This is a genomic window from Pseudanabaena sp. PCC 9330, from assembly GCF_055795045.1.
The window spans coordinates 98587-121075 of sequence record NZ_JAYFES010000062.1; the positions used below are offsets into that span (position 1 = coordinate 98587).

The window sequence follows — 22489 nt, forward strand, 5'->3', positions numbered from 1 at the left end:
TTTTCTCGAAACGTGAGCATGTTTGAAGGTTCAAACATGCTCACGCCACATCACAGATACTGTTGCAGAATGTCGCTGGTCTGACGCCCGGTTTTTTCCCAGCTAAAGGCCTTAACTCGGGCTAATCCGGCCTGATGCAGCGTCGTCCAGAGACGGCGATCGCTGGCGATCGTATTCATCGCCTCGGCCAGCTCACCGACGCTGTAGGGGTCAATCAGCAGAGCCGCATCTCCCGCTACCTCGGGCAGCGATGACAGGTTTGAGGTGATCACCGGGGTGCCGCAGGCCATGGCTTCGAGCACCGGCAGGCCAAACCCTTCCCAAAGACTGGGAAACACCAGGGCGATCGCCTGGTTGAGCAACCGGGGCAGATCGTCGTCGGGTACGTAGGCCAGAAACTGCACGCGATCGCCTAGGCCCATCGCCTCCACCTGAGATTGCAGGGCTGGCGTATAGCGGGAGTCAGGCACACCAGCAATCAACAACTTAAAGTCGGGCAGTTTTGTCTGGGCAAAAGCCTCAATTAGTCTCCCTAGATTTTTATAGGTGTAGTGGCTACCGACATAGAGAAAATAGGGCTGTCGCGGCAAATCCAGCCAGCGATAGTGGCTGGCATCGTAGGCCAGAGGCACCACCGTTGTCGGCCCCGGCAGGGCACCAAAAAACTGGTGAATATCCTGCCGGGTGGCCTCAGAATTGCAGATGATATGCTCGGCCTGGCGCAGCACCTGGGGCAGATAGTAGCGACTGTATAGGGTGAGCGGCGAGCCCCGCTGGGGAAAGCGCAGCGGAATTAAATCGTGGGCCGTGACCACTGTGCGACACCCTGACCACAGTGGTGCCTCGGGCACGGGTGAAAACAGCAGGTTAGCCTTGAGCTGGCGGTATACCCTGGGAAGTTGAAACTGGGTCCACAGTAGTCGCCGGGCATGGCCCCACTTACCGGCCTCGGTGGTTGCCCCCCTGGGGGACGGCAGAGAGCGGTGACCGGGAATCTCGCGATCGCTCAGAATACAGCTATCCTCCCTAGGCAGGTGCTGCATTAGGTTGAGGGCGTAGACGGCTAGCCCCGTGGGCTGGCTCGGCACAAAAGAGAGATTGATCAACAGGGAGGCCGAGTTCATAGGCCAAAGGGAAGACAATAAGAGATCACAGCAATGAACGATAGGCGCTGAGGGTCGTCTGGGCAGTACGAGCCCAAGAAAATTCAGCCGCCTGGCGGTGCCCCTGATCAATCAAAGACTGCCGCAGGGTGCGATCGCCCACCACTCGGGCGATCGCCGTCGCCAGTTCTTCTACATTCAGCGGATCTACAAGCAGCGCTGCGTCTCCCGCCACCTCCGGCAGCGACGAGGTGTTGGCGGTCACCACCGGGCAGCCCAGGGTCATGGCCTCTAGCACCGGCAGCCCAAAACCCTCGTAGAGCGAGGGGTAGGCCAGCAGGTCGGCATGGGCGTAGCAGTAGGCCACCTCCGCGTCAGAAAGATAGTCGAGGTGGCGAATGTGGTGCCGCCAGGGCGAGGCTGCGATCGCCTCAAAAATGGGCTCGTACTGCCAGCCCTTTTGGCCCACCAGCACCAGCTGGTGATCGATCTGGCGATCGGTTTTGAGCTGGTCAAAGGCCTGAATCAGCCGCACCACGTTTTTGCGCGGTTCTAAGGTGCTGACAAAGAGAATGTAGGGGCGATTCCGGGACGGATCGCTCCGCGAATCGCCCAGATCCAACGGGCGCATCTCGCGGCTGCCCCCCTGGGTATCTGCCGCGTAGCGACTGGCCAGGGGCGTCACCCAAACCCGCTCTGGCGGCACCCCCAGCAGCTCTACGATGTCGCGCTTCGAGCTTTCAGAAATAGTCACCACCAGATCAGTCCAGCCCAGGCACTGACGCACCCGCTGGCCGTAGGTGCGCACCACCGCCGTAACGTACTCCGGGTAGCGCAAAAAGGACAGGTCGTAGATCGTCATCACCCGCAGACTGTGACGACAGGGGTAAACCGCATAGTTGGTGCCGTGGTAGATCTCTGGCCGCCCAAAGCGCTGCTCTAATTGACCAAGCACCGGGTTGTTGGGAAGGCTCGCCAAGAGGTTGAGCAACCGCACCGGCACCGGCAGCACTGTGACATCTTCAAAGCCTGTCAAGGTCTCCGGCAGGGCGAGGTTGCCCTGTAGCCAGTGCTTGAGGCTGGGCTGGTAGGCCACCCCAAGGCTAAAGCCTTCGGCAGCTTGCAGCGATCGCAGCGCCGCCAGCAGATTCAGCACGTACAGCCCCACGCCGCTGGGTTTGGGCAACACTGGCGTCGCATCGACCACAACTCTGACCATAGCCCTTAGACCAACGCCAAAATATCTTCTCGCCTAAACCAAGCTCGATCAGGCACCAGCAGCCAAAACAGCATTTTGGGGCCAATTTTTACCAGTGCCAGCCGGTTGTGCGCCATCAATTCTCGCCAGGAGTACTGCACCAGCAAAGACACAAAGCGGAGGGTTTGACTGCGATCGTAGCGGCTGATGCCGTGATTCTTTTCGACCTTAACCAAGGCATAGCCAAGCAGCCAGTTAGCCGGAATTGTCCCCAGCTTAGCCTCCAGCATATGGTTAATTTCGGAGTGGGCCGTCAGGGTCTGCCCCATGGTCTTGTTGGCAGCGTACATTCTTGAGCCCGCCAGCTTTTCGGGTAGGTAGTAGACAGTCGCCTGCTGACCATATCTCAGCCAAAGCTCGTAATCCATACAGTACTGAAGGGCTTGATCGAGGTTGCCGTAGCGGTCAACCAGCGATCGCCGGAAAAAAACAGCGGGCTGGCAGAGAAAACAGGCCTGCTTCAGTCGGCTATAGCTCCAGGGTTCGGTCGGAAACGGCTTGAGCACCGCGTCTTGGGCGTCAATCCAATCGGCCTTGCCATAGACCACTTCAACGGCAGGGTGCGCCTCAAACACTGTCGCCACCTTGGCCAGGGCTCCAGGGTAGTAAACATCATCAGAATTTAGCCAAGCAATGATGTCGCCGCTGGTCATGGCCAGCCCCTTGTTCACGGCGTCAGCCTGGCCACCATCGGGCTCGCTCACCCATCTGAGGCGATCGGCATACCGCTGCAAAATGGCCACCGTCTCGTCGGTGCTGTCACCGTCGCAGATCACGTAGTCAAACTCTATATCTGGCTGCATCAGAACTGACTGAATCGTTCTCTCTATAAATTGCCCCTGGTTATAGGAAGGGGTGATGACGCTAAACGTAAGGGCCATAACAGTGGAAGATAAACGGCTCAGTCAGATTCTCTCCACAGCTCAGGAGTCAGCAGTCGCAAAGCAGCCGCTACCGAGCGGTGCGTTTGGGCAACCGGGCGATCGCATCAAGCCAGGGGCCAATGCCTTGTAGGCTCATATCCCAGGCATATTCCCGGTCGATCAGCTCCCGTCCCTGCTGTGCCAAGTCAGCCCCCAATGCTGGGTCTGCCATCAGCCGCAGCAGAGCCGCTGCTATCGCTTGATCGTCATCGGCCTGAAGCAAATGCACACCGGGTGTCAAGTTTAACCCCTCCAGGGCCAAGCTAGAACAGACCACAGGCACCCCAGCACTCAGCGCCTCTAAGATTTTGTATTTAGTGCCACTGCCCGACGACAACGGTGCTGCTATGGCCACCGACTGAGCCAAGTAAGGCCTCACATCCTCTACTTTGCCCGTGACAACCACCTGCTTGCCATCGCTAAAGCTCAGTAGCTCTTCACCGGGGCCCTGACCTACAATCCAGAGGCAAGCCTGGGGCTGCTGCTGTCTCACCAAAGGCATGATGGTTTGAATCAGCCGCAATGCCGCCTGGCGGTTGGGCGGATAGGTCAAACTCCCCACGAAGGTAATGTTAGGCTGATCGGTCGGCCACCGGTCGGTAAACCCAAAATACTGAGTATCGACGCTGTTGTTCACCACCAGCACCCGCTCCGGCTCAAAGCCGTACTCGGCCACAAAAATTGACTTGTCAAGCTCGCTAACAGCGATAATGCCGTCGTAATGGGCCAGGTTATCGCGCTCAAACCGAGCGGCACGTCGAGGCTCTCGGTAGGCTTGCACCAGGCTTTTGGGCTTAATCCACTGGCGCTGGCCGTGGGTCATGCGCTGCACCCGCACTAGCTCCACATCATAAGAGGCCATGATGGTGCGCAAATTGGGGGCAGCGGTGGTGACGCTGAGCAAGATCGGGTTGACCTGGGGGCTGACAAACAGAAAGTCAGGCTGCGTTTCTGCTAACGCCTGTCGCACTAGCGGGGCTAGGCCTTGGCTGCGGGGTAAAAGATGCTCAACATCGTGGTGGTAGCGCCGTTTTACCTGCGGCGCAGGGGGCACTGGCTCCGACGGCACAGCCTCCAGCGTCAGATACTGGCTGAGATGCGTCTTCAGAATATCAGCGCGATCCTGGTAGGGGTTTTCCTGCCAGCCCAAGAAGCTCACCTGACTGACCGACAACAGGTGTCTCAGAATATGAAAGTCTCGGATTTCACCGCCAGAGTAGCCAGGGTGCAAGGGCAGAAAGAAGGAGCAAAACAGCGATCGATAGCGCACTGCCGCAGTGGGTATGGCATAGGTGACCTCCGGCAGAGGCAAGCTAGGCAGAGCCGGGGCAGGCGCGCTAGCCTGGAGATTAGCGGAGGACTTCCTCTGCTTGTACCGCACAATCCAGTCCTCCAGCGCCTCTGGGTTGCCGACCCCAGTGACGGCACTCAGGCCAATCACTAGCGCCACCAGCAAAAACCGTGGATCGTGGCGGCGGTAATGGCCATAGTTGGCTTTGAGATAGTACTGGAGAAAGCTCTTGAGGGTAGCGCGAAACTCCGGCGATGCGATCGCAGGCCACCGGGGGCGACTAAACCGGTACAGCTCTACTAAAAAGGCGCTCCAGTAGCTGGTTTTAGAACTGGTGTGGATGCGGTAAAACGCCTGCACCCGCTCTAGTTTTTTGATCTGCGCCACCTGCGCCATGCGGTAAAACAGCTCGAAGTCAAAGATGAAGTTGTAGCGTTCATCGAGGTTACCCACTCGACTCAGCAGGCTCCGGCGAAAGCACACCGTCGGCTGGGGTACAGCATGGACGTAGGACCAGTACAGAGGAATTTTTTTGAGGGGCTGAAACTGGCCGTAGTAGAGGCTGGTGCGGTGAGTGCCATGGTCGGCCAAAAATGCCTTGGTGTGTTCGTCTACATAGAGGGCGTTGCCGTACACCAGGTCAAGGCTGGGGTCGGCCAAAAATGCATCCACCGCAGCCCACAGTGCCCCCTCTGCCAGCAGATCGTCGGAGCTGAGCCAGCCAACAATATCTCCCTGGGCACGGGCGAACCCCTGGTTAATGGCATCTGCCGGCCCTTTGTCAGGCTGCGACTGCCAATAGGCCAGCTTTTCTTGGTACGCCTGAATAATTTCCACGCTGCCATCAGTGGAGCCACCATCCATGACCAGTACTTCTAGGTTGGGGTAGCCCTGGTTGAAGATGCTCTCTAGGGTTTGCGTCAAAAACTGGGCTTGATTAAAAGAGGGTACGACCAGACTAATGGTAGGCAGAAGGGCTTGGGTCAGTCGCTGCTGTACAATGCCCTGAGCAGGCCCCTGGGCCAGGGGTAGATAACTAACATCCTGAGGGTCGCTGTTCTGAGGAAAGCCATCTTTGCTACCGTACTGAGCCTCAAAGTGGTGATGAACATCGGCCATAGCGCGATAGAGGGAATGAGATAAGAAATCTAGACTGCCTACGGTAGTGATGTCGAGCAGCGTTTCAAGCAGGTAGTGGGCGGTGCCGGGGGTCAACTCTTGTCCGGTGTGCTCGGCCACCATGGCAGCAATTTCGTAGGCCCGCTTGAGTTTGCCACTGCTGGTTTTAGTAGCTGGGTACTCGCGGCTGACCGCCAGCATGTCGTCGATTAGGGCTACGGAATAGGTGTTGCTGATGCGGATCAGAATGTCCCAATCCATACAGTACTGTAGCTTGGGGTTGAGGCCACCCACCTGATCCCAGGCCTGGCGAGCAAAAAAGACCGAGGGCTGCAATACATAGTCGAGGCCAAAGGCCAGGGCCTCGCGGCTAAATGCCATTTGCTGCTTACAGAATGGCAGATACTGCCCCGTCTGCTGGCGGTAGCGAAGACCATTGCCGATGTAGAGACCGCGATCGGGCAGTTGCTGGTAAGCGTGAGCTACTGTCCACAGGCAGTAACCGTAGTACCAATCATCGGAGTTCAGCCAAGCTACCAGATCCCCTGAACAGTGCTGCATTCCCGCATTGATGGCGGCTCCCTGCCCGCCGTCGGGCTGGCTTTGCCAGTGGGTCAGCCGGTCGGCGTAGGTCTGGATGATAGCCACGCTGTCGTCGACCGACCCGCCATCCATGACCACCACCTCCAGGTTGGGATAACCCTGAGCAAAGATGCTGTCTAACGCCTGCCGGAGAAACTGTCCCTGGTTAAAGGACGGCACCAGAACACTGATCAACGGCAGTTTTTTTCCCATCGGTTCTACTCTAAAGTAAGTTTCTGTGCTTAATTACGGGTCTCGCTTGACCAGGGCTGCGGGGCAATCGCTACTCTGAACGACCGCCCCGCAGCCCTATAAAAGATCGCCAAACCTGGCGGACGCGAGCAATCAGCGGCAAAAGCTTCTCATACTGGGCAATTTGATCGGCCTGCTTCTCAATGACTAACAGGCGGTCAGCCCGGTCTCGCTCACAGCGGCTGAGGGCGTCGAGGCGGTCAGCCCGGTCTCGCTCACAGCGGCTGAGGGCGTCGAGGCGGTCAGCCCGGTCTCGCTCGCACACCCCCAGCAGCATCTCGACCTCTTGCAGTCGTTGGGCTGCATCCCAGCGATCGACAATAGCTTTTGCGACAGTTCTATCCGCTGCACTCGCCATCGCCAACCGCCCATTGACCTGATCTACGTCGGCCACAGCGAACAGGTTGTCGTAGGCATAGCTCAGGCGTCTGGTTTCGACCACCAGGCACAGCCGCGTGGGGTCAAACCGACACAGGGTATAGCCTAGGCCTTCTAGCAGATCGGCTAGGGCACGGGTGCTACTGCCTGCTGCGATCGCATTTTCTTCGGTAAATTCAATCATCCACACCGGTAACAGACCCTTATGGATAGATTGAGTTGCCCCCACCAGTACCGGCACTTCCCAGCCTTCTACATCGAGCTTGGCCAGGGTTACCTCCCCGATGTTCATGCGCTCAATCACACCATCCAGCGTGACCTGCCGGGCGACAATGCTCTCTTGGCCGATCTCGGCGTGGGCCTTGGCACCGTCGGCAAAGGTGCCGTAGGCCGACAGCCCATCCTTACCCAAGAAAAAGGGTGCCTCCCCCGCATGGTCAGATAACCCCACAGCCAGGGCCGTAAAACAGCTACAGCCCAACGACTCCAGGTTTTGACGATAGAGTGCCAGGTTGTCGGGGTTTGGGTCAAAACCCACGATCTGCCCCTGGTTTTGCAACTGCCGAGCAGCGATACAAGAATATACCCCCGCATGGGCACCGCAGTCAAAAAAGGTATCTCCAGGTCTGAGATATAACCACAAAAAAGCCTGCTCAGGCCCCTCAAACAGGTATTGTTCTAACAACCGTCCCACTAAATCCTGTTTGGGGGTAGCAACAACGCCCACATAGGGAATTTCAACTTCAAATGTCGTGGCCTGGCTCTGGTCTTTAGCGTAGCGGTGCACCCTGATAAAGTCGAGACTAGGGTGGTAATCTGGGGCTAATAGTTGACTCCCAGACCACCGAAATCCGACGGCTTCTAGATGGGCAATGAGACTGTTAGGTGAATTACCACTTTCCTTGGCTGCCGCTGGAGCCAGGATAAGCCGAATACATTTGATATTGTGAATCAAGTCACCCGCACTTTTCAGGATTTGGAGCCCAGGGCTAGCCGCTGACAGACGCAACAGGTCAACTTCGGCAATCGCCTGCTGGATTATAAATGCATTGAGATCTAGATCTGCACCTCTAGGATTTACCTCAGGAGCTGGGGTCTGCTCAGCTCCCTCTGCACCCTGGGGCAAACAAAACACCCGCAGGTTAGAACGCTGATGAGCTTGCAGGTGAGCTGCTGCCGTCTGACTTGAGGCTAGAGTATAAACCAGATTTTTCTCATCTGCAGCATAGGCAACCGAAAAATCGTCTCCCTCTGCTGCCCCGATATCAATAATCAACATAGACATCCACAAAATCGATCGACCCAGGGTTTTGGCAGAGCAACGATCGCCGTTAACCAATGCCTTCAGCTCGAAGACCGCTGAGGGCAAAACTAGCATAACCTGACGCCGTCGCCCCATTCGACAGAAACCCTAGGGGAACAACGGCGTCAGCTTTAAACATCAACGATGGGCAGGGCCTCGACGATAGGATCACCCCAGAGGGAATAAATCTAGTCAGGAGCCAAGCCTTACCCGGCGACGAAGACGCCAGGTAAGGCCATAGGATTTCTGTATCTGCAACTGAGAATCGCCAAGCTGAAGCATGAGCGACTAATTCGCAGCAAATCTACGTCAACGATGTGGTTCTGCGCCATCAACGTCGCTAAATCTATCGCTGGCACCACAGCATCACCCACCGAGGATGAAAAATCGGCCGATGCCGAAGGGCGATCGCGATCATCCTCTCCCAGAGACAAACCCAAAACGCGAAGGTTGGGGCGCAAGTGGGCCTCGGTCTCCCTAGCCTGAGAAGGCGTAGGCGCAATCACATACACCAGATTATTCTCATCCTCAGCATAGACCAGAGACGATGTCTTATCGCTGGGGAAACCAATATCGACAATCAGCATAGCTGCCCTCAAACCCTTAAATTTGGCCTCATAAAGGGTGCCCCCTGTCCGTTGCCCCTGCCCCACCCAAATCACCCTGTTGATTCTGCGGCGGCGGAGATCCAGAGACTACACTAAAGCACTGCCCACCCTAGAGCACATCCGCAAACCCTGGCCGCAAACGCCTGTAAAGCAAAACCCCCGAAGCAAATAGCCCCCCCGAGATCGCCAACGCCCCCCCCAACTCTCGCCAGTGAGTGACTTCACCAATGAGAATTATGTCCCGGTAGACATTAACTACAGCCGACATCGGGTTTAACCAGCGCACCCAGGGAACCAAAGCGCCTGGGATCAAATCCATAGGATAAATGATCGGCGTCGCGTAAAACCATAGGTTGAGCCCTACCACCGCTAGCTGCGGAATATCGCGTAAAAACACTGTCAGACCAGCCAGCCAATACCCCAACCCCGCCGTCAGCAAAATCTGCACACCCCAAACCACCGGCAACAGCAGCAGCGTCACTTTCACCGTGCTCAGCAGCAGCGCCACAAAGACAACCAGCAACATCAGCCCCATCGTACTCTCGAGAAACGTTGCCCCAATCGGTATCAAGGGCAAAAGAGATAGGGGAAACACAACTTTTTTAACCAAGTTGGGCTGACTGGTCACTGCGGTGCACGCTTGCACCAGACCGGTGTTTACGGCGATCCAGGGAATCAGACCGGCAGACAGCCAAAGGCCAAAGGCTAAAGGACTATCTGCCTGCTGCCCTGGAAGACTAAGCTTGACCTGCAATACAATAGAAAAAACATAGGTATAGATCAGGAGCTGAGACAGCTGGCTGAGCAAAGGCCAAAAGTTGCCAAGAACAGAGCCCTTATATCTAGCAGCCAGATCTCGCTGCACCAAGAGCACCAGCAACTCTAAGTTGAATACCTGTGTCTTAAAGAACGGCAACCCCTGCACAAGTAGACGTGTCAGATTCAACTCTTTGAACACCTTCGTTACTTTATGCATCACTTGCACAGTCTCTGTAAGATTCTAGATGATACCAGTTCTAAGTGGGCATTTGAATCAACGAGATGATGCCGAAAAAAGCAAATAACGCTTTCTTCAATATAAATTCATCCCCCGGAGCTACCCCAAGCTAGACTTCTAAACTAAGATGCTTTTGGGATCTATCCTCTAGAGCTATGGCTCTAGAGGATAGACGTACAGGGTTATCGGGGCCTCACAGGCCTGCCTTCTCTATAAGCCTGAATCAACCCTAGGCTAGCTTCCAAATCTCCAAATTCTGCAGCATTAACCCGCTGAACTCCTAGGAGGTAAGGAAGCTGAGACAGCTCAAGATAGCCTGGTTATTGGTGCCTTCTTAGAAGGATGCTCGATTTTTGAGTAGTAAGTGAATCTAATTTAGAAAGGTATTCTATGTCTGTCCTTCAGAACAAATTGATACCCGTTGACTACGACGGCAATGGTACAGCCGATCTAGGTTTTTTCCGGGAGGTTGCGCCTGATCGGGGTCAATTATCGGTTTGGCTCTCAGATCCCGCCAACGGCCTTTTCCCAATAAAAGCGACTGTTGGCGGGTTATTTACCTATGCAAATGCAGATTTCGGCCTACTAGGCGACGGCTTTATTCCTGGATTCGCTGGCCCTGTCAACACCATTTTCAGTGGTCCAGCGCCGCTGTTCCCAGATTTTAACGGCGACGGCAAGACAGATCAGATTTTTAGTAGCCTGCTTTTCTCTAACCCTCTTGACCCGTCTACATTTCAAGGGTATGAGTTGTTCACCTGGTTTATGGATGGCACTGGGGTCACTGGGCAGCAGCCTATACTTAACTCTAATGGCACCAATGCTCTTGTTCGCGAAGAGTGGGCAGATTCATTCCTTTATAATATTGAAGGTCAAGGGCCTCTGGGTGACTATAACGGAGACGGTTCAACCGATTTCCTCTTCCTGCGGAATAACGAGGGGACAGGTACGACTGATATTGCCCTTTGGCTGATGCAAAATAACACTGCCGTTAGTCAGCAGATTATCGGTAGTGCCGGAGTAGGTTGGAGGTTGGCCAATACCAACGATTTTGACGGTAACGGCACCACCGACCTGCTGTTTACCCAAGATGCTGGTGGAGACACAACTAATATTGGTATTTGGACTCAGAATGGAAATCAGAGCCTAAGTCGCGCTGGCATTGGCACAGCAGGAGCCGGTTGGGAGTTGTTCGATACTAACGACTTCAATGGCGACGGCAATGCCGATCTTCTCTTTGTCCAGGCGCAGGAAGGCGGAGGGAACTCCTACGGCATTTGGACAATGAACGGAACTCAGGCTCTGAGCAGGGGTGTCGTAGGAGGCTCAACCAATTCTGATTGGGAGCTACTCGATCACAATGACTTTAACGGCGATGGTAAGGCTGACCTTTTGTTTAACCGTTCGCTCGAGAATGGAACAACAGAGTTTGCAGTGTGGCTCCTAGACGGCACTAACCCTCCTATTGCCCAGCAGTCTATCGGCACAGGCGGCGCTGGGTGGGAGTTCTTCGCTAGCGGAGACAACAATGGCGATGGCATTGCTGACTTAGCTTTCTTTAATAGCACAACTCAAGAGGTTGGCACTTGGCTGCTAGGCAGCAATGGCCAGGCATTTCAGCGAGGCATTGTTGGCACAATCAATGCCGCCGACGGCTGGCTGGCTCCATTCACCCAGCCAGACTTTGCCGTGCCGCCTTTTCCCCAGATCCCTGCATGATCTTCTTGTAGCCTAAGTTTCAATCGCACTTGTGGATAGTCTTTAGCAACAAGTCTATCCGCAGGTACGTCTCGCAATATAGAGCCAGCTTTGAATAATCAAAGCAGCTAAGATATAGCTCGCTATCCAGCTTAGGATAGCGAGCTATATTTCATAGACATTAAGCTCCATATCAGGGCGACAGAGTCCACCCTGTTTTTGAGATGTTCTACTATCTATTAATGTAATGACTAAGGCTCCATTAATCCAATCATAGACTTTTTGAGCCTCAAGCATATATTCAGCTACAGCAATATCTAGACTATATTCACCCGGTGCTATCTGGGGGCGAAATCGAAACTGACAAATGAAAGAAGTGCCTGGCGCATGAGGCATCAGTGAGGTCGCCATCTTTTTAAGGTTACTACCGATCATGATCTGACCGAGTCGATCTTTAAGGTGAAAACCCACGTTCAGAGGGGCCAGCTCTTCAGAATGAGTTGCCAACTTGACCGAGATAATCAGCTCTTCATCACTTAAAAAGGTCGCTTTAGATTGACCATCAATACCAGTGACACAAAAGCCTTCAATCAGATTGGCCTCTATGCCATAGCGATTCTTCTCAGAAAAGTTAGTTATGAAGGGGAGTGGGGTAGAAGCATCTTGTTCTTTTTTGTCTGTGAGCCTATTGGTTAGATCTAAATTACCAGGCTTGAGCCTATTATGCTGTGGTTCACCTGCGTGGCTCATATAATACAATTCAAAATATCTTTCCACTGCTGACGGAGCATCTCCAAGGTAAGTCAATTTGCCGTGACTTAAAACAGCAGCTCGATTACATAGAGACAGAATACTCTGAGTGTCATGACTGACAAACAAAATAGTCACTCCTTTTTCTTGCAAGGTTTTTATTCGAGCAAAGCATTTTTGCTGAAAGAAGATATCCCCCACAGCTAATGCCTCATCTACAATTAGAATTTCTGGTTCCCAAACTACTGCTGCCGCAAAAGCGAGCCTAACAAACATACCACTGGAGTAGGTGTGAACTGGCTGATCGACAAAATCATCAATCTCTGCAAATTCAATAATTTCTTCTAGCTTACCTTCGACATCTTGCCTGCTAAAACCCAGTATTCGGCCATTAACTATCACATTCTGCCGACCGGTAAAATCTGGGTTAAACCCACTACCCAATTCTAACAAAGCCGAGATTCTACCTTGAACATCTATGCGACCAGACGTAGGGCTTAACGTCTGGGTTATGACCTGAAGAAGAGTACTTTTGCCCGATCCATTTTGCCCTAGTATTCCTAAGGATTCTCCTCTTTTAATCTGAAAGCTAACGTCGCTCAAGGCCCAAAATTCCTGTCCTTTGGATTGCCCTGGGAAGATAAGCTCCTTTAATCGATCAACGGGGTGATGATAACGTCGATAGCACTTTGAAATATTTTGAATGTCAATGGCAATGTCTGACTGCATAGCTACTTATTTAATCTCAGGATGGTCAGGGCGGCTCAGCCTATAAGCTATAATACATTTCAGGTTTTCATTTTAATAAGGACAGGGCCATGTGGGTCTTTTGCGGCGGAATGATGCGCTCAGCTTCGACGTTGCAGTATCAGATTGTAGCTCACCTGATCGAAGACGCTCAGCTAGGGCGTCGACTGCCCTGGACAGAAGCTAAGGATTTTCCAGATCTCCAAAGCCAGCTAAGCCAGGATAGAGATTGGAAAGTCTTTAAGACTCACATCTGTACTCAGGACATGATTGAGGAGTTTGAGCGGGCCAACGCTATTGGGGTCTACATCTATCGCGATATCCGTGATGCTTTTACATCACAAATGGTCAAGGAGAATATTTCTCCAAAGGAGCTTCTAGATAGCGGATTTATTCAAATCTGCCTTGACAACTATTATCACTGGAGTCAACTACCTAGGGTGTTGATATCTAAGTATGAAACTGTCATGGAAGACTTGCCTGAGGAGGTGTTGAGAATTGCTCAGCACCTAGGGATTAATGTGACCTCTGATCAAACGCAGCAGATTGCAACAGATTTTTCGTTAGAGAAGCAGAAAGCACGTATTGAGCGTAGTCAAGCGATTTGCGAGAGCGATCGCTATCAGTTTGACCAGCATTCGCTGCTGCACGTAAATCATATTCACTCTGGTCAAATAGGCCGATGGAAAAGTGAGCTTTCTCAAGAAGATGTTGCGCAAATTGAAAAGCAAGCAGCAGGATGGATAAAAGAGCAAGGATACAGCTTGTCAACTGTTTAATTGGATCGGACTCGCGATCAGGATCTTCACTAGCGCAGCTGCTGCTTGCACTCGTATTATTTACTGGGCATTTTCAATTTTCACCAAAATGCTTTAGGCGGCGAGTCAAAATGCCCTGACGGGGGCTAAACAATAGAGAACACAAAAAGCCGCCAAATACCGTTAACCCGATCGCAGGCCCCGATGGAATATCTAAGTAGTAGCTGCTGTACATGCCGATCGCCCCAAACAGCACCCCAAACATTGCGCCGAGGGCCATCATCCAGTGGAGTTTGGTGACCAGCAGGTAAGCGGTGGCGGCGGGGCCAACCATGAGCGCGACCACCAAAATAACGCCGACGGTCTTGATGCCAGCGATGATCGCCAGGGTAATGGCCGCCATCAGGCCCAAGTTAATGCGGGTGACGGGTAGGCCCAGCGCCTCGGCCCCGAGGGGGTCAAAGGTAAAGAAGAGCAGTTCTTTATAGAACAAGACGACGCCGACTAGTACCAGAGAGGCGATCGCAGCAATTTGCCCCACATCGCTGGCGTTGATGCTGAGAATGTCGCCAAACAACAGCTGCTCTAAGGAAACCCGGCTGGGCAGCACCGTCAAAAGCGTAATACCCAGGGAAAAAAAGGTCGAAAAAGTGATGGCCATGGCGGTATCGACCTTGAGGCGCGACTGGGTGCGAATCCAGGCGATCACGGCGGTGCTAAACAGACCCATGACAAAGGCACCGAGCAAAATGGGAAGCTCGAAAAAGCTGGCGATCGCCAAACCAGGCAGTACTCCGTGGGCCACTACATCTCCCAGCATGGCCATGCGCTGCACAATCAGGTAAGTGCCGACAATCGGGCAGAGAATGCCCACCAAGACGCTGGCCAGCAGCGCCTGGCGCATAAAGTCGTATTGAAGAGGAGCAAGCAGCCAGTCCATTACGAGTCCTCCCCATCGGGGGCAAGGGCAGCGGCATCGAGGGCGGTGCCCTTGGTATCTGAATCGGCTTGCCGTTGCATGGCCCGGCGGCGATCGAGTAACACCTGGGTAATGCCGGTGGCCAACAGAGTGGCGACCACGCCGTCATCCACCCAGCCGACAATGGGAATCAGGTCGGGAGAAAAGTCGATCGGGCTAATCAGATAGATCAGCGATGCCCCCATCACCACCCACCGGTAGCGAGGATGTTTGATCAGAGCACTGTAGATCTTAGTAAAGAAGGGAATTTTCATGGGGAGGGGGGCAGAGGAAACGAATTCAAGGAGCTTAGAGAACGCAGCAGGCTTCAGGGGACAAAGATACCAGATTTGATTTTCATTACTGGGGACAGCCTATTCACCGGTCAGACGCTGCAGGTATCGCTCAATCAGCAGAATGGCCACGATGTCGTCAATGGGCCGGGGGATGGTGCGCAATGCCTGGGGAATTAGCCCCGCTAGTCCAGCAGGGGGGTACATCTGCCAGTAGCGATCGCGAGCCTCTAGGGTTGAGTAACGCTCATCTACCAGCATGATGCGCGGCGGGTCAGGCAGCTCACCCAGGGCATCTTTCCAGCCTTTAGACGCCGTTTGGTCACCCAGCACGACAATAGAAATGGGAAACTGTCGGCGCAGCTCCGAAATCTCATCGATCACAGACTCAGCACTGACCACCTGCTGATAGTACAGCGCCCGATCGAGCCCCATAATCGCCAGGCCACATTTTTGCTTTCCTGGGTCAAAACCCAGTATCACCGGTTGAGACAGAGGGCGCAGAGTAGGCTGGCTCACAGAGAGAGGCGGTTAAGGTCTTCTCTATTGTGCCACTGGGGTCTCGGTTGCTCAGAAAATTGCGATCGCCACGCCACAGCTCACGCAGCCCTGGCGTACAAAGCATGGGAATTGCACTAAACTTAGGCGGCAATAGTCCTGGAAAGGAGAAAGGTGAAGAAACCAGATCCAAGCCCAGAAAAACAAGACTTTGTAGTACACTTGTTTTGAGCCTGAAGGTAACGCTGGCCAGTGCACATCAAGCGCGTTGAGCTGTCTCACTTTAAATCATTCGGTGGTACGACCCAGGTTCCTTTGTTGCCTGGGTTTACTGTCATATCTGGCCCCAATGGCTCGGGCAAGTCCAACATTCTCGATGCGCTGCTGTTTGGCCTAGGCCTGGCCAGCTCAAAGGGCATGCGGGCCGATCGCCTGCCCGATCTGGTCAACCAGAGCCAGATGAGCCGTCGCACCACCTCTGAGGCCAGCGTCACCGTCACCTTTGACCTCGGCGATGTGCCCGCCGATCTGTTGACCGAAGGGGACGAGGGTGACAGTAGGGTGACGAGCAACGGCGCAGGGGCAAACGGGTCTGGGGCGATCGCCGCCACCAACGGCCACAACGGCAGCTCCCCCAACCTGGAGATTTCTGAAACGGCCCCAGCCGACAACGTGGTGCGCCTACCCGTCGGCCTCGAGTGGAGCGTCACTCGCCGACTGCGGGTGACCAGCCAGGGCACCTACACCTCCAATTACTACATCAACGGCGAGCCCTGCACCCTCAACCAGCTCCACGAGCAGCTGCAAAAGTTCCATGTCTACCCCGAGGGCTACAATGTGGTGCTCCAGGGCGATGTCACCAGCATTATCTCAATGAACTCCCGCGAGCGGCGAGAGATTATCGACGAATTAGCTGGGGTGGCGGCCTTCGATCGCAAAATTGACCAGGCGCGGGGCAAGCTCGATGCCGTGCGCGACCACGAAGAGCGCTTTCGCATTGTGGAGCGCGAGCTGCAAACCCAGCTAGAGCGCCTGGCCCAAGACCGGCAAAAGGCCGAGAAGTATCAAAAGCTGAAGGAAACCTTTCAGACCAAGAGCCAGTGGGAGGCGGTGCTGCTGTGGCAGGCTCAACAGCGGGCGATCGCCGCCCTGCACCAAACCCTAGAACAGGGTGAAACCAAGTCTACTGAGCTGGCTGAGGCCATAACCCAGGGGCAGGGGGCGATCGCCACCCTAGAAGCCGAGCTAGCTACCCTCAATGCCCGCATTCGAGCCATGGGCGAAGACGAGCACCTGGCCCTGCAAGCCCAGGTGGCCACCCACGAGGCCGAGCTGCGCCAGCTCCAGCGTCAGCAGCAAGAAAATCGCACCGCCACCAATCAGGGAGCGGCCCAGCGCCGCGACACCGAAATCGCCCAGCTCCAGCAGCAGCGCGAACTAGAGCAGGTGGGGCAGACGCTTGAATCACTCACCACCGGTGAGCTAGTGGCGCTGACCGAGGCCAAAAACCAGGTGCAAAAAGCGCTGGAGGAGCGCCGACAGGCTACCCTGGCGATCGCCTCCGCATCTCAAACCAGCCTGCAACAGCAGAGCCAGATTCGTCAGGCGATCGAAACCCTACGGGCAGCCGTCGAGCCCCAGCGGGCCGAGCAGATTCGCCTGCAAGAGCGCCTGCGCCAGCTCGAACAACAGACTGCCGCCCTCACCGAGCAGAGCCGCACCCTAGGGGACGCCCCCCAGGAAGCTGAGGACTCTAGCCTGGCCCAGCGCTCGGCCAAAGCCGAAGCCGAAATTCAAACCATAGCGGCTAAAATTGCCGCCGCCGAAGCCGAGCTCTCGGTGCAGCGCGACACCCAAACCCGCCTGCTCAAAGAGCAGCGCGACAAACAGCGCGAGCTTGACAAGCTCGAAGCCCAAACCCAGGCCCTGCAAGAGAGCCAGGGCACCCACGCCACCAAGCTACTGCTCGACAGCGGCATTGCCGGCATTAGCGGGCTGGTGGCCCAGTTGGGCCGGGTTGCCCCCAAGTTTCAGCTGGCTCTAGAGATCGCCGCTGGGGCGCGTCTGGGCTACCTGGTGGTAGAGAACGACCAGGTGGCGGCCAAGGGCATCGAGTTTCTCAAGCAGCGACGGGCCGGGCGGGCCACCTTTTTGCCCCTAAACAAAATTCGCGCCCCCCGGTTTACCCCGGTGCCCGACTGGAAACGTCCCGATGGGTTTCTCGACTATGCCGTCAACCTGATCGACTGCGACCCCCGCTACCGCGATATTTTTGGCTACACCTTCGGCAGCACCGTAGTCTTTGACAATCTGGCCACCGCCCGGCAGTACCTGGGCGACTACCGCATCGTTACCCTAGAGGGCGAAGTGCTCGAAACCAGCGGTGCCATGACCGGGGGCAACATTTCGGCCCGATCGGGCAGTCTGCACTTTGGCACCGTAGAACCGGCAGAGTCGACTGAGGCCCAGGCTCTGCGCCAGCGGCTGGGCGATATTGAGGTGATGCTAGAACGCTGCGATCGCGACCTCAACGCCAGCTCCACCACCCTGCAAACCCTCACCCAAAGCCTGATTGCCAAACGTCAGCAGTACCGCGAGCTACAACTGGCGGGCGAGCAGCAGCAGAGCCAGCAGCAGCAGCAGGCCCAGCAGCGCGCCCAGCTTGAAGCCCAGCTCACCCAGGGCCAGCAGGAGCTGGCTAATACCCAAGCCCGCCTGCAAGGATTAGCCGACTCCCTCCCTGGGCAAGAAGCAGAAATTGCCCGTCAGCAGCAGATTCTCAGCGAGCTAGAGCAGTCTCAGGCCCACAGCGAATGGCAGCAGGCCCAGGCCGCAGTGGGTGAGCTAGAGGCTCAGCTCAGCGATCGCCAGCAACAACTCCAGGCCGCCGAGCGCCGCCTGCAAGATCTGCACAACCAGCGCCAGCAGCTCGCCCTGGCCCTCACCCAGGCTCAGCAAACCCTAGAGACCCTGGCCCAGCAGCAGCGCGATCGCGACCAGCAGCTCACCCAGCTCACCCAGCAGCAGACGACGCTCAATGGTGAAGTCGCCCAGCTGCGCCAGCAGATGGCCGTTCTTGACCAAACCCTTGCCACCGAAAAAGCCGCCCGCGACGAGCTAGAGGGGCGGCTGCGCACCCAGCGCACCCAAACCCAGCAGCAGGAGTGGGAGCGCCAAAAGCTACTCGAAACCCAGCAGGAGCGGCGTCAGCAGCTAACCGAAGCTCAGGAACTCCTGGCCACCCAGACGGCAGATCTGCCTGACCCGCTGCCCGAGATTCCTGCCGAGACCGATCTGGAGGAGCTTCGCAAAGAGCTGCGATCGCTCCAGCGCCGTATGGAGGCCATGGAGCCGGTCAACATGCTGGCCTTAGAAGAGTACAACCGCACCGAAGAGCGCCTGGGCGAACTCACCCAAAAACTCACCACCCTCGAAGAAGAGCGCACCGAGCTACTGCTGCGTATCGAGACCTTTACCACCCTGCGCCGACAGGCTTTCATCGAAGCCTACGACGCCGTCAACATCAACTTTCAATCGATCTTTGCTGAGCTGTCTGACGGCGATGGCCACCTCCAGCTCGAAGACCCCGAAGACCCCTTCAACGGCGGACTTAATCTGGTGGCCCACCCCAAAGGCAAACCCGTGCGCCGCCTTGCCTCTATGTCCGGGGGCGAAAAATCTCTCACGGCCCTGAGCTTTATCTTTGCTCTCCAGCGCTATCGACCCTCGCCTTTTTACGCCTTTGACGAGGTCGATATGTTTCTCGACGGGGCCAACGTAGAGCGCCTGTCACGCATGATTAAGCACCAGACCCAGCAGGCCCAGTTTATCGTCGTCAGCCTGCGCCGCCCCATGATCGAAGCCGCCCAGCGCACCATCGGCGTCACCCAGGCGCGCGGGGCTTATACCCAGGTGCTCGGCATTGACCTAGAGGCCCAGAGCGCCACACCCTAGATGCTTAGGAGATTTCTGAGCGAGAAGACATCCCCATGTAGGGGAACCGAGTCTGCGCCCTCGGGACAGAACAAAAACCTTGGGTACTTTCTTGGTCAGAATTGTCCTTAGTCCAACGCGACAGAGAAGACCCAGTCTTGATAGTTGTCATCGCGGCCTTCGGTGATGGCCGTGAGCTTTTCGCGCAGGCGATCGGTTACCGGACGATGGGTAGGCAATGTGTAAGATTCAACCCGACGCACCGGCGTAATTTTTGCCGCCGTGCCGCTGAGAAACACCTCATCAGCAATGAGCACTTCCGACTTATCCACCGGGCGCTCAACTACCTCAATACCCAGATCACGAGCCACGGTGAGAATGCTGTCGCGGGTAATGCCTTCGAGAATATCTTGCTCATAGCCGGGGGTGATCAGCCTGCCATTGCGGACAATGAACACGTTCATCCCTGAGGCTTCGCTCACTTTGCCCTGGGAATTCATCAAGATAGACTCATCAAAGCCCGACTCTACGGCTTCGGTTTTGGCCAGCGACGAGGTGATGTAGGCACCGCTAATCTTGCCTCTCAGGGGCAGACTGCGGTCTTCTTGGCGATACCAAGAGCTAAACCGGCAGGTGACCCCCTCCGGCGACAGATAATCACCTAGCTCTAACCCGTAGACAAAGAAGCTTTTTTCTACATCGTGCAGCCGGGGTGAAATGCCCAGGTCTGAGGTATACACAAACGGGCGAATGTAGAACGACTTGTCAGGGCTGTTTTTGCGGACAAAGTCTTCGATCACCACCTGAATCTTGTCGGCGGGCAGGTCGTAGTTGAGCAGTCGGGCACTGGTGCTCAGCCGCTGGCAGTGGCGATCGAGGCGAAACAGCAGAATAGAATTCCCCCCCGCCGGGTCAGGAATGCCGCGCAGCCCGCCAAAAGCCCCGGTGCCGTAGTGCAAAGCATGGGTTGCGATCGAGAGTTTGGCGTCGCTAAAGTTGCAAAACTGGCCTTCAAAGTAAGCGACAGGTAAAAAGTTAGGCATAACTGGGGCTGAGCTGAACAGGGCACTCTATAAGAATAGTCTGAATAGACAGACTTAATTTAATGTATGGCGGTGGCCCATGGGCCAGAGTAACCACTGCTGACGTCACCAGCCATAGCGCAGAGCAGCGGCTCATAGGCGATGGCCATTGCTCTAGAGCAACAATCTTTCCCAATAGCCAGACCTAAAACAGCCCAACAGACTGGGGCCATCGCGGCAAAAGTACATGGATTGTCATAGCCGTTCTCACGATGGAGTAAATCAGGGCGGCTAGACTATCCATAGGGAAACTGCTGTTGCTCAGTGATGTTCTTTTCAGCGGACAACATTTTCCTGATACTTAAAAATTCCGAACGTTGGTTAGGTATGACCCATGGGCCGTGGCAAGCTATCTACCGATCAAAAAAGACCTCAGCGGCGGCTTCAGCTCGGAGCGGCAGAGGCCTATGAGTGCCCTGTTTGTCGCCATGGCACCATCGAACCGATGACGTTAATGGATACCTACGCCTGCGGCTTTTGTCGCCACATTTTTGATGTCAATCTAGCTGAGCAAACGGTGCATGTGGTCGACAGCGTGCAGCCCATGGGGTGGCGATGGCAGGGTTGGCGGTGGCAGCCCCTGCACCAGGGCCGAGGCGATATCACCATCACCCTATGGGTAGTGGGTTTAGCCTTAATTTTATTTCCAGCGGGCATTGTGGCCATGGGGGGCTACGTTTTCCCACCCCTGGATGAAACCCCTGGGCTGAACTGGTCGCTGGTGTGGGCGGTGGCAACGCTGACAGCTCACAGTGCCATGGTGGGGTGGCTCATCGCTGAGCATTACCAGTTTCCCCTGTACGTACTGGTCAAAATTCGCTGCCGCCGATTGTTTGAACGACTGGGGTCTTAGACAGCCCTTGGGGTGGCTCTAGATCAAGGGTGGTCGCGGCTAACACCCGCTGGTAGGCACCAGCATGAGCGGCATACTGGCCTCGTCACGCCAGCGCACCCACCCTTCTTCGGTGCTGGCCCCCGGCAGAGGCTCACAACCCTGAACCGGCTGGGTCACCCGCACCCGCAACCAGTCACCGTCCATCTCTAGGGGTTGAATGAAGCTATTAGAACCCACCAGTGCCCGGAGAGGGGCGGTGGGGCTGGGGTTAATTCGCATGGGTTGGGATAGCCCCGGGCGACGAAAGGCTACGCGGCTGGCATCACGCACATAGGCCGACCAGGGTTCTATGGTTAGGCCAATGGCCCCGAGGCCGAGGTGGCTAGTATGGGCCCAGGCGTCACCAGCGGCGGTGTACTGAAAGCGAAACCAGCCGTCGGGACGCACCTCTAACACCGGAAAGGTATAGATTTGCCGTTCGGTCAACAGCATCGAAAAGCCTGCATCGCGGCCAATGGCAAGGGGCTCAGCCCCGTTGGGTATCAGCCAACCGTTGATCATCCAGCCCCAAGGGTCACTGCCAGGGCTGGGATAGATGGGCAGAGCTACGCTTTGCAGCCAGCCTGCCTGAAGCAGGGGGCTTTGGGGCCAGCTGGGGCCAGCCAGGGAGGTGAGATCTTCGGGGCGCAGGTGCCCGACGCCGCTGCCTCGACTGGGATAGGTTGGCAGGCTCGTGATGCCAGCCGTGGCGGGCACAATCGCATCGGGCACGGCATCAGGCCGTGGGGGAACTGCGGGCGCAGATTGCCCTTGACTTTGAGCGGCGGTTGGCTGGGTTGTTGGCTGAGCCTGGGCCAAGGTGGAGAAACCCAGGGTTGTCAGTAACAGGCCAGCTATGGCCATGGTGCTGGCAGCTCTAGCCTGCTTCTGGCCAGAGAAAAGAGCGAAAAGTTGGAGAGGGGAAAGCCTTACCATGACGATTTCATAGATATAGATGCAAAGGGCTCAAAAGAAATACCCAAAAAACCGTGGGGTTTAGTCGGTTACGATCGCGATCGCAGTTTAGATGCACCCACCCTGCTGGCCGAGCAGCCGTCTTAAACCCCACCCCAAGTCTGGCTCA

17 protein-coding genes are annotated in these 22489 nt (G+C 55.6%); 4 read left to right on the forward strand and 13 right to left on the reverse strand.

What is annotated here, in order from left to right:
• Positions 1–50: 50 nt before the first annotated feature.
• The 7 genes from AC0QKW_RS03750 to AC0QKW_RS03780 all read right to left on the reverse strand — a co-directional run bounded on the left by AC0QKW_RS03750 (position 51) and on the right by AC0QKW_RS03780 (position 9793).
• A complete protein-coding gene (locus AC0QKW_RS03750) occupies positions 51–1124 on the reverse strand; it encodes a glycosyltransferase family 4 protein (RefSeq protein ID WP_473149711.1) in 1074 nt (357 codons plus the stop codon).
• Between the two features lie 25 nt (positions 1125–1149).
• Positions 1150–2322, reverse strand: a complete 1173-nt coding sequence (locus tag AC0QKW_RS03755; protein WP_473149712.1) for a glycosyltransferase family 4 protein — start codon at positions 2320–2322, stop codon at positions 1150–1152.
• A 5-nt stretch (positions 2323–2327) separates the two neighbouring features.
• Entirely contained in the window at positions 2328–3242 is a 915-nt protein-coding gene (locus AC0QKW_RS03760; protein WP_473149713.1) for a glycosyltransferase family 2 protein, read from the reverse strand.
• A 70-nt stretch (positions 3243–3312) separates the two neighbouring features.
• Positions 3313–6489, reverse strand: coding sequence for a glycosyltransferase (locus AC0QKW_RS03765; RefSeq protein WP_473149714.1), 3177 nt, complete (start codon positions 6487–6489; stop codon positions 3313–3315).
• A 70-nt stretch (positions 6490–6559) separates the two neighbouring features.
• A complete protein-coding gene (locus AC0QKW_RS03770; RefSeq protein ID WP_473149715.1) occupies positions 6560–8284 on the reverse strand; it encodes an FkbM family methyltransferase in 1725 nt (574 codons plus the stop codon).
• A gap of 131 nt (positions 8285–8415) precedes the next feature.
• Entirely contained in the window at positions 8416–8796 is a 381-nt protein-coding gene (locus AC0QKW_RS03775) for a hypothetical protein (protein ID WP_473149716.1), read from the reverse strand.
• Between the two features lie 130 nt (positions 8797–8926).
• Positions 8927–9793, reverse strand: coding sequence for an ABC transporter permease (locus AC0QKW_RS03780; protein ID WP_473149717.1), 867 nt, complete (start codon positions 9791–9793; stop codon positions 8927–8929).
• A 411-nt stretch (positions 9794–10204) separates the two neighbouring features.
• Here AC0QKW_RS03780 and AC0QKW_RS03785 point away from each other — a divergent pair, with 411 nt between their 5' ends.
• Positions 10205–11533, forward strand: a complete 1329-nt coding sequence (locus AC0QKW_RS03785) for an FG-GAP repeat domain-containing protein (protein ID WP_473149718.1) — start codon at positions 10205–10207, stop codon at positions 11531–11533.
• Between the two features lie 144 nt (positions 11534–11677).
• Here the strand turns inward: AC0QKW_RS03785 and AC0QKW_RS03790 are convergent, their stop codons facing one another.
• Entirely contained in the window at positions 11678–12991 is a 1314-nt protein-coding gene (locus tag AC0QKW_RS03790; RefSeq protein WP_473149719.1) for an ABC transporter ATP-binding protein, read from the reverse strand.
• An 89-nt stretch (positions 12992–13080) separates the two neighbouring features.
• Between AC0QKW_RS03790 and AC0QKW_RS03795 the strand changes: the two genes are divergently transcribed.
• A complete protein-coding gene (locus tag AC0QKW_RS03795) occupies positions 13081–13788 on the forward strand; it encodes a sulfotransferase domain-containing protein (protein ID WP_473149720.1) in 708 nt (235 codons plus the stop codon).
• Between the two features lie 73 nt (positions 13789–13861).
• Here the strand turns inward: AC0QKW_RS03795 and AC0QKW_RS03800 are convergent, their stop codons facing one another.
• The 3 genes from AC0QKW_RS03800 to AC0QKW_RS03810 all read right to left on the reverse strand — a co-directional run bounded on the left by AC0QKW_RS03800 (position 13862) and on the right by AC0QKW_RS03810 (position 15453).
• Entirely contained in the window at positions 13862–14707 is an 846-nt protein-coding gene (locus AC0QKW_RS03800; RefSeq protein ID WP_473149721.1) for a metal ABC transporter permease, read from the reverse strand.
• Positions 14707–15000 (reverse strand): YkvA family protein, encoded by a 294-nt coding sequence (locus AC0QKW_RS03805; RefSeq protein WP_473149722.1) that lies wholly within the window; start codon positions 14998–15000, stop codon positions 14707–14709. Before AC0QKW_RS03805 ends, AC0QKW_RS03800 begins: the two co-directional genes overlap by 1 nt.
• Before the next feature lie 99 nt (positions 15001–15099).
• Positions 15100–15453, reverse strand: coding sequence for a RuvC family protein (locus AC0QKW_RS03810; RefSeq protein WP_473149788.1), 354 nt, complete (start codon positions 15451–15453; stop codon positions 15100–15102).
• Positions 15454–15768: 315 nt separating this feature from the next.
• On the opposite strand from AC0QKW_RS03810, the gene smc reads away from it, so the two are divergent.
• Complete coding sequence (smc, locus tag AC0QKW_RS03815) at positions 15769–19470, forward strand: chromosome segregation protein SMC (protein WP_473149723.1); 3702 nt, start codon at positions 15769–15771, stop codon at positions 19468–19470.
• Positions 19471–19577: 107 nt separating this feature from the next.
• Here smc and AC0QKW_RS03820 read toward each other — a convergent pair whose 3' ends face one another.
• Complete coding sequence (locus AC0QKW_RS03820) at positions 19578–20492, reverse strand: branched-chain amino acid transaminase (RefSeq protein ID WP_473149724.1); 915 nt, start codon at positions 20490–20492, stop codon at positions 19578–19580.
• 373 nt (positions 20493–20865) lie between these two features.
• Here AC0QKW_RS03820 and AC0QKW_RS03825 point away from each other — a divergent pair, with 373 nt between their 5' ends.
• Positions 20866–21384 carry a hypothetical protein gene (locus AC0QKW_RS03825; RefSeq protein WP_473149725.1) on the forward strand — a complete coding sequence of 173 codons (519 nt, stop codon included), beginning with the start codon at positions 20866–20868 and terminating at the stop codon, positions 21382–21384.
• A gap of 39 nt (positions 21385–21423) precedes the next feature.
• On the opposite strand, the gene AC0QKW_RS03830 is transcribed toward AC0QKW_RS03825, so the two are convergent.
• A complete protein-coding gene (locus tag AC0QKW_RS03830; RefSeq protein WP_473149726.1) occupies positions 21424–22269 on the reverse strand; it encodes a hypothetical protein in 846 nt (281 codons plus the stop codon).
• Positions 22270–22489 lie beyond the last annotated feature (220 nt).

Excerpts from the sequence above, each read along its gene's own strand:
- AC0QKW_RS03750 (WP_473149711.1), bottom strand. The coding sequence starts at position 1,124 with ATGAACTCGGCCTCCCTGTTGATCAATCTCTCTTTTGTGCCGAGCCAG.
- AC0QKW_RS03755 (WP_473149712.1), bottom strand. The coding sequence starts at position 2,322 with ATGGTCAGAGTTGTGGTCGATGCGACGCCAGTGTTGCCCAAACCCAGC.
- AC0QKW_RS03760 (WP_473149713.1), bottom strand. The coding sequence starts at position 3,242 with ATGGCCCTTACGTTTAGCGTCATCACCCCTTCCTATAACCAGGGGCAA.
- AC0QKW_RS03765 (WP_473149714.1), bottom strand. The coding sequence starts at position 6,489 with ATGGGAAAAAAACTGCCGTTGATCAGTGTTCTGGTGCCGTCCTTTAAC.
- AC0QKW_RS03770 (WP_473149715.1), bottom strand. The coding sequence starts at position 8,284 with ATGCTAGTTTTGCCCTCAGCGGTCTTCGAGCTGAAGGCATTGGTTAAC.
- AC0QKW_RS03775 (WP_473149716.1), bottom strand. The coding sequence starts at position 8,796 with ATGCTGATTGTCGATATTGGTTTCCCCAGCGATAAGACATCGTCTCTG.
- AC0QKW_RS03780 (WP_473149717.1), bottom strand. The coding sequence starts at position 9,793 with ATGCATAAAGTAACGAAGGTGTTCAAAGAGTTGAATCTGACACGTCTA.
- AC0QKW_RS03785 (WP_473149718.1), top strand. The coding sequence starts at position 10,205 with ATGTCTGTCCTTCAGAACAAATTGATACCCGTTGACTACGACGGCAAT.
- AC0QKW_RS03790 (WP_473149719.1), bottom strand. The coding sequence starts at position 12,991 with ATGCAGTCAGACATTGCCATTGACATTCAAAATATTTCAAAGTGCTAT.
- AC0QKW_RS03795 (WP_473149720.1), top strand. The coding sequence starts at position 13,081 with ATGTGGGTCTTTTGCGGCGGAATGATGCGCTCAGCTTCGACGTTGCAG.
- AC0QKW_RS03800 (WP_473149721.1), bottom strand. The coding sequence starts at position 14,707 with ATGGACTGGCTGCTTGCTCCTCTTCAATACGACTTTATGCGCCAGGCG.
- AC0QKW_RS03805 (WP_473149722.1), bottom strand. The coding sequence starts at position 15,000 with ATGAAAATTCCCTTCTTTACTAAGATCTACAGTGCTCTGATCAAACAT.
- AC0QKW_RS03810 (WP_473149788.1), bottom strand. The coding sequence starts at position 15,453 with ATGGGGCTCGATCGGGCGCTGTACTATCAGCAGGTGGTCAGTGCTGAG.
- AC0QKW_RS03820 (WP_473149724.1), bottom strand. The coding sequence starts at position 20,492 with ATGCCTAACTTTTTACCTGTCGCTTACTTTGAAGGCCAGTTTTGCAAC.
- AC0QKW_RS03825 (WP_473149725.1), top strand. The coding sequence starts at position 20,866 with ATGGGCCGTGGCAAGCTATCTACCGATCAAAAAAGACCTCAGCGGCGG.
- AC0QKW_RS03830 (WP_473149726.1), bottom strand. The coding sequence starts at position 22,269 with ATGGCCATAGCTGGCCTGTTACTGACAACCCTGGGTTTCTCCACCTTG.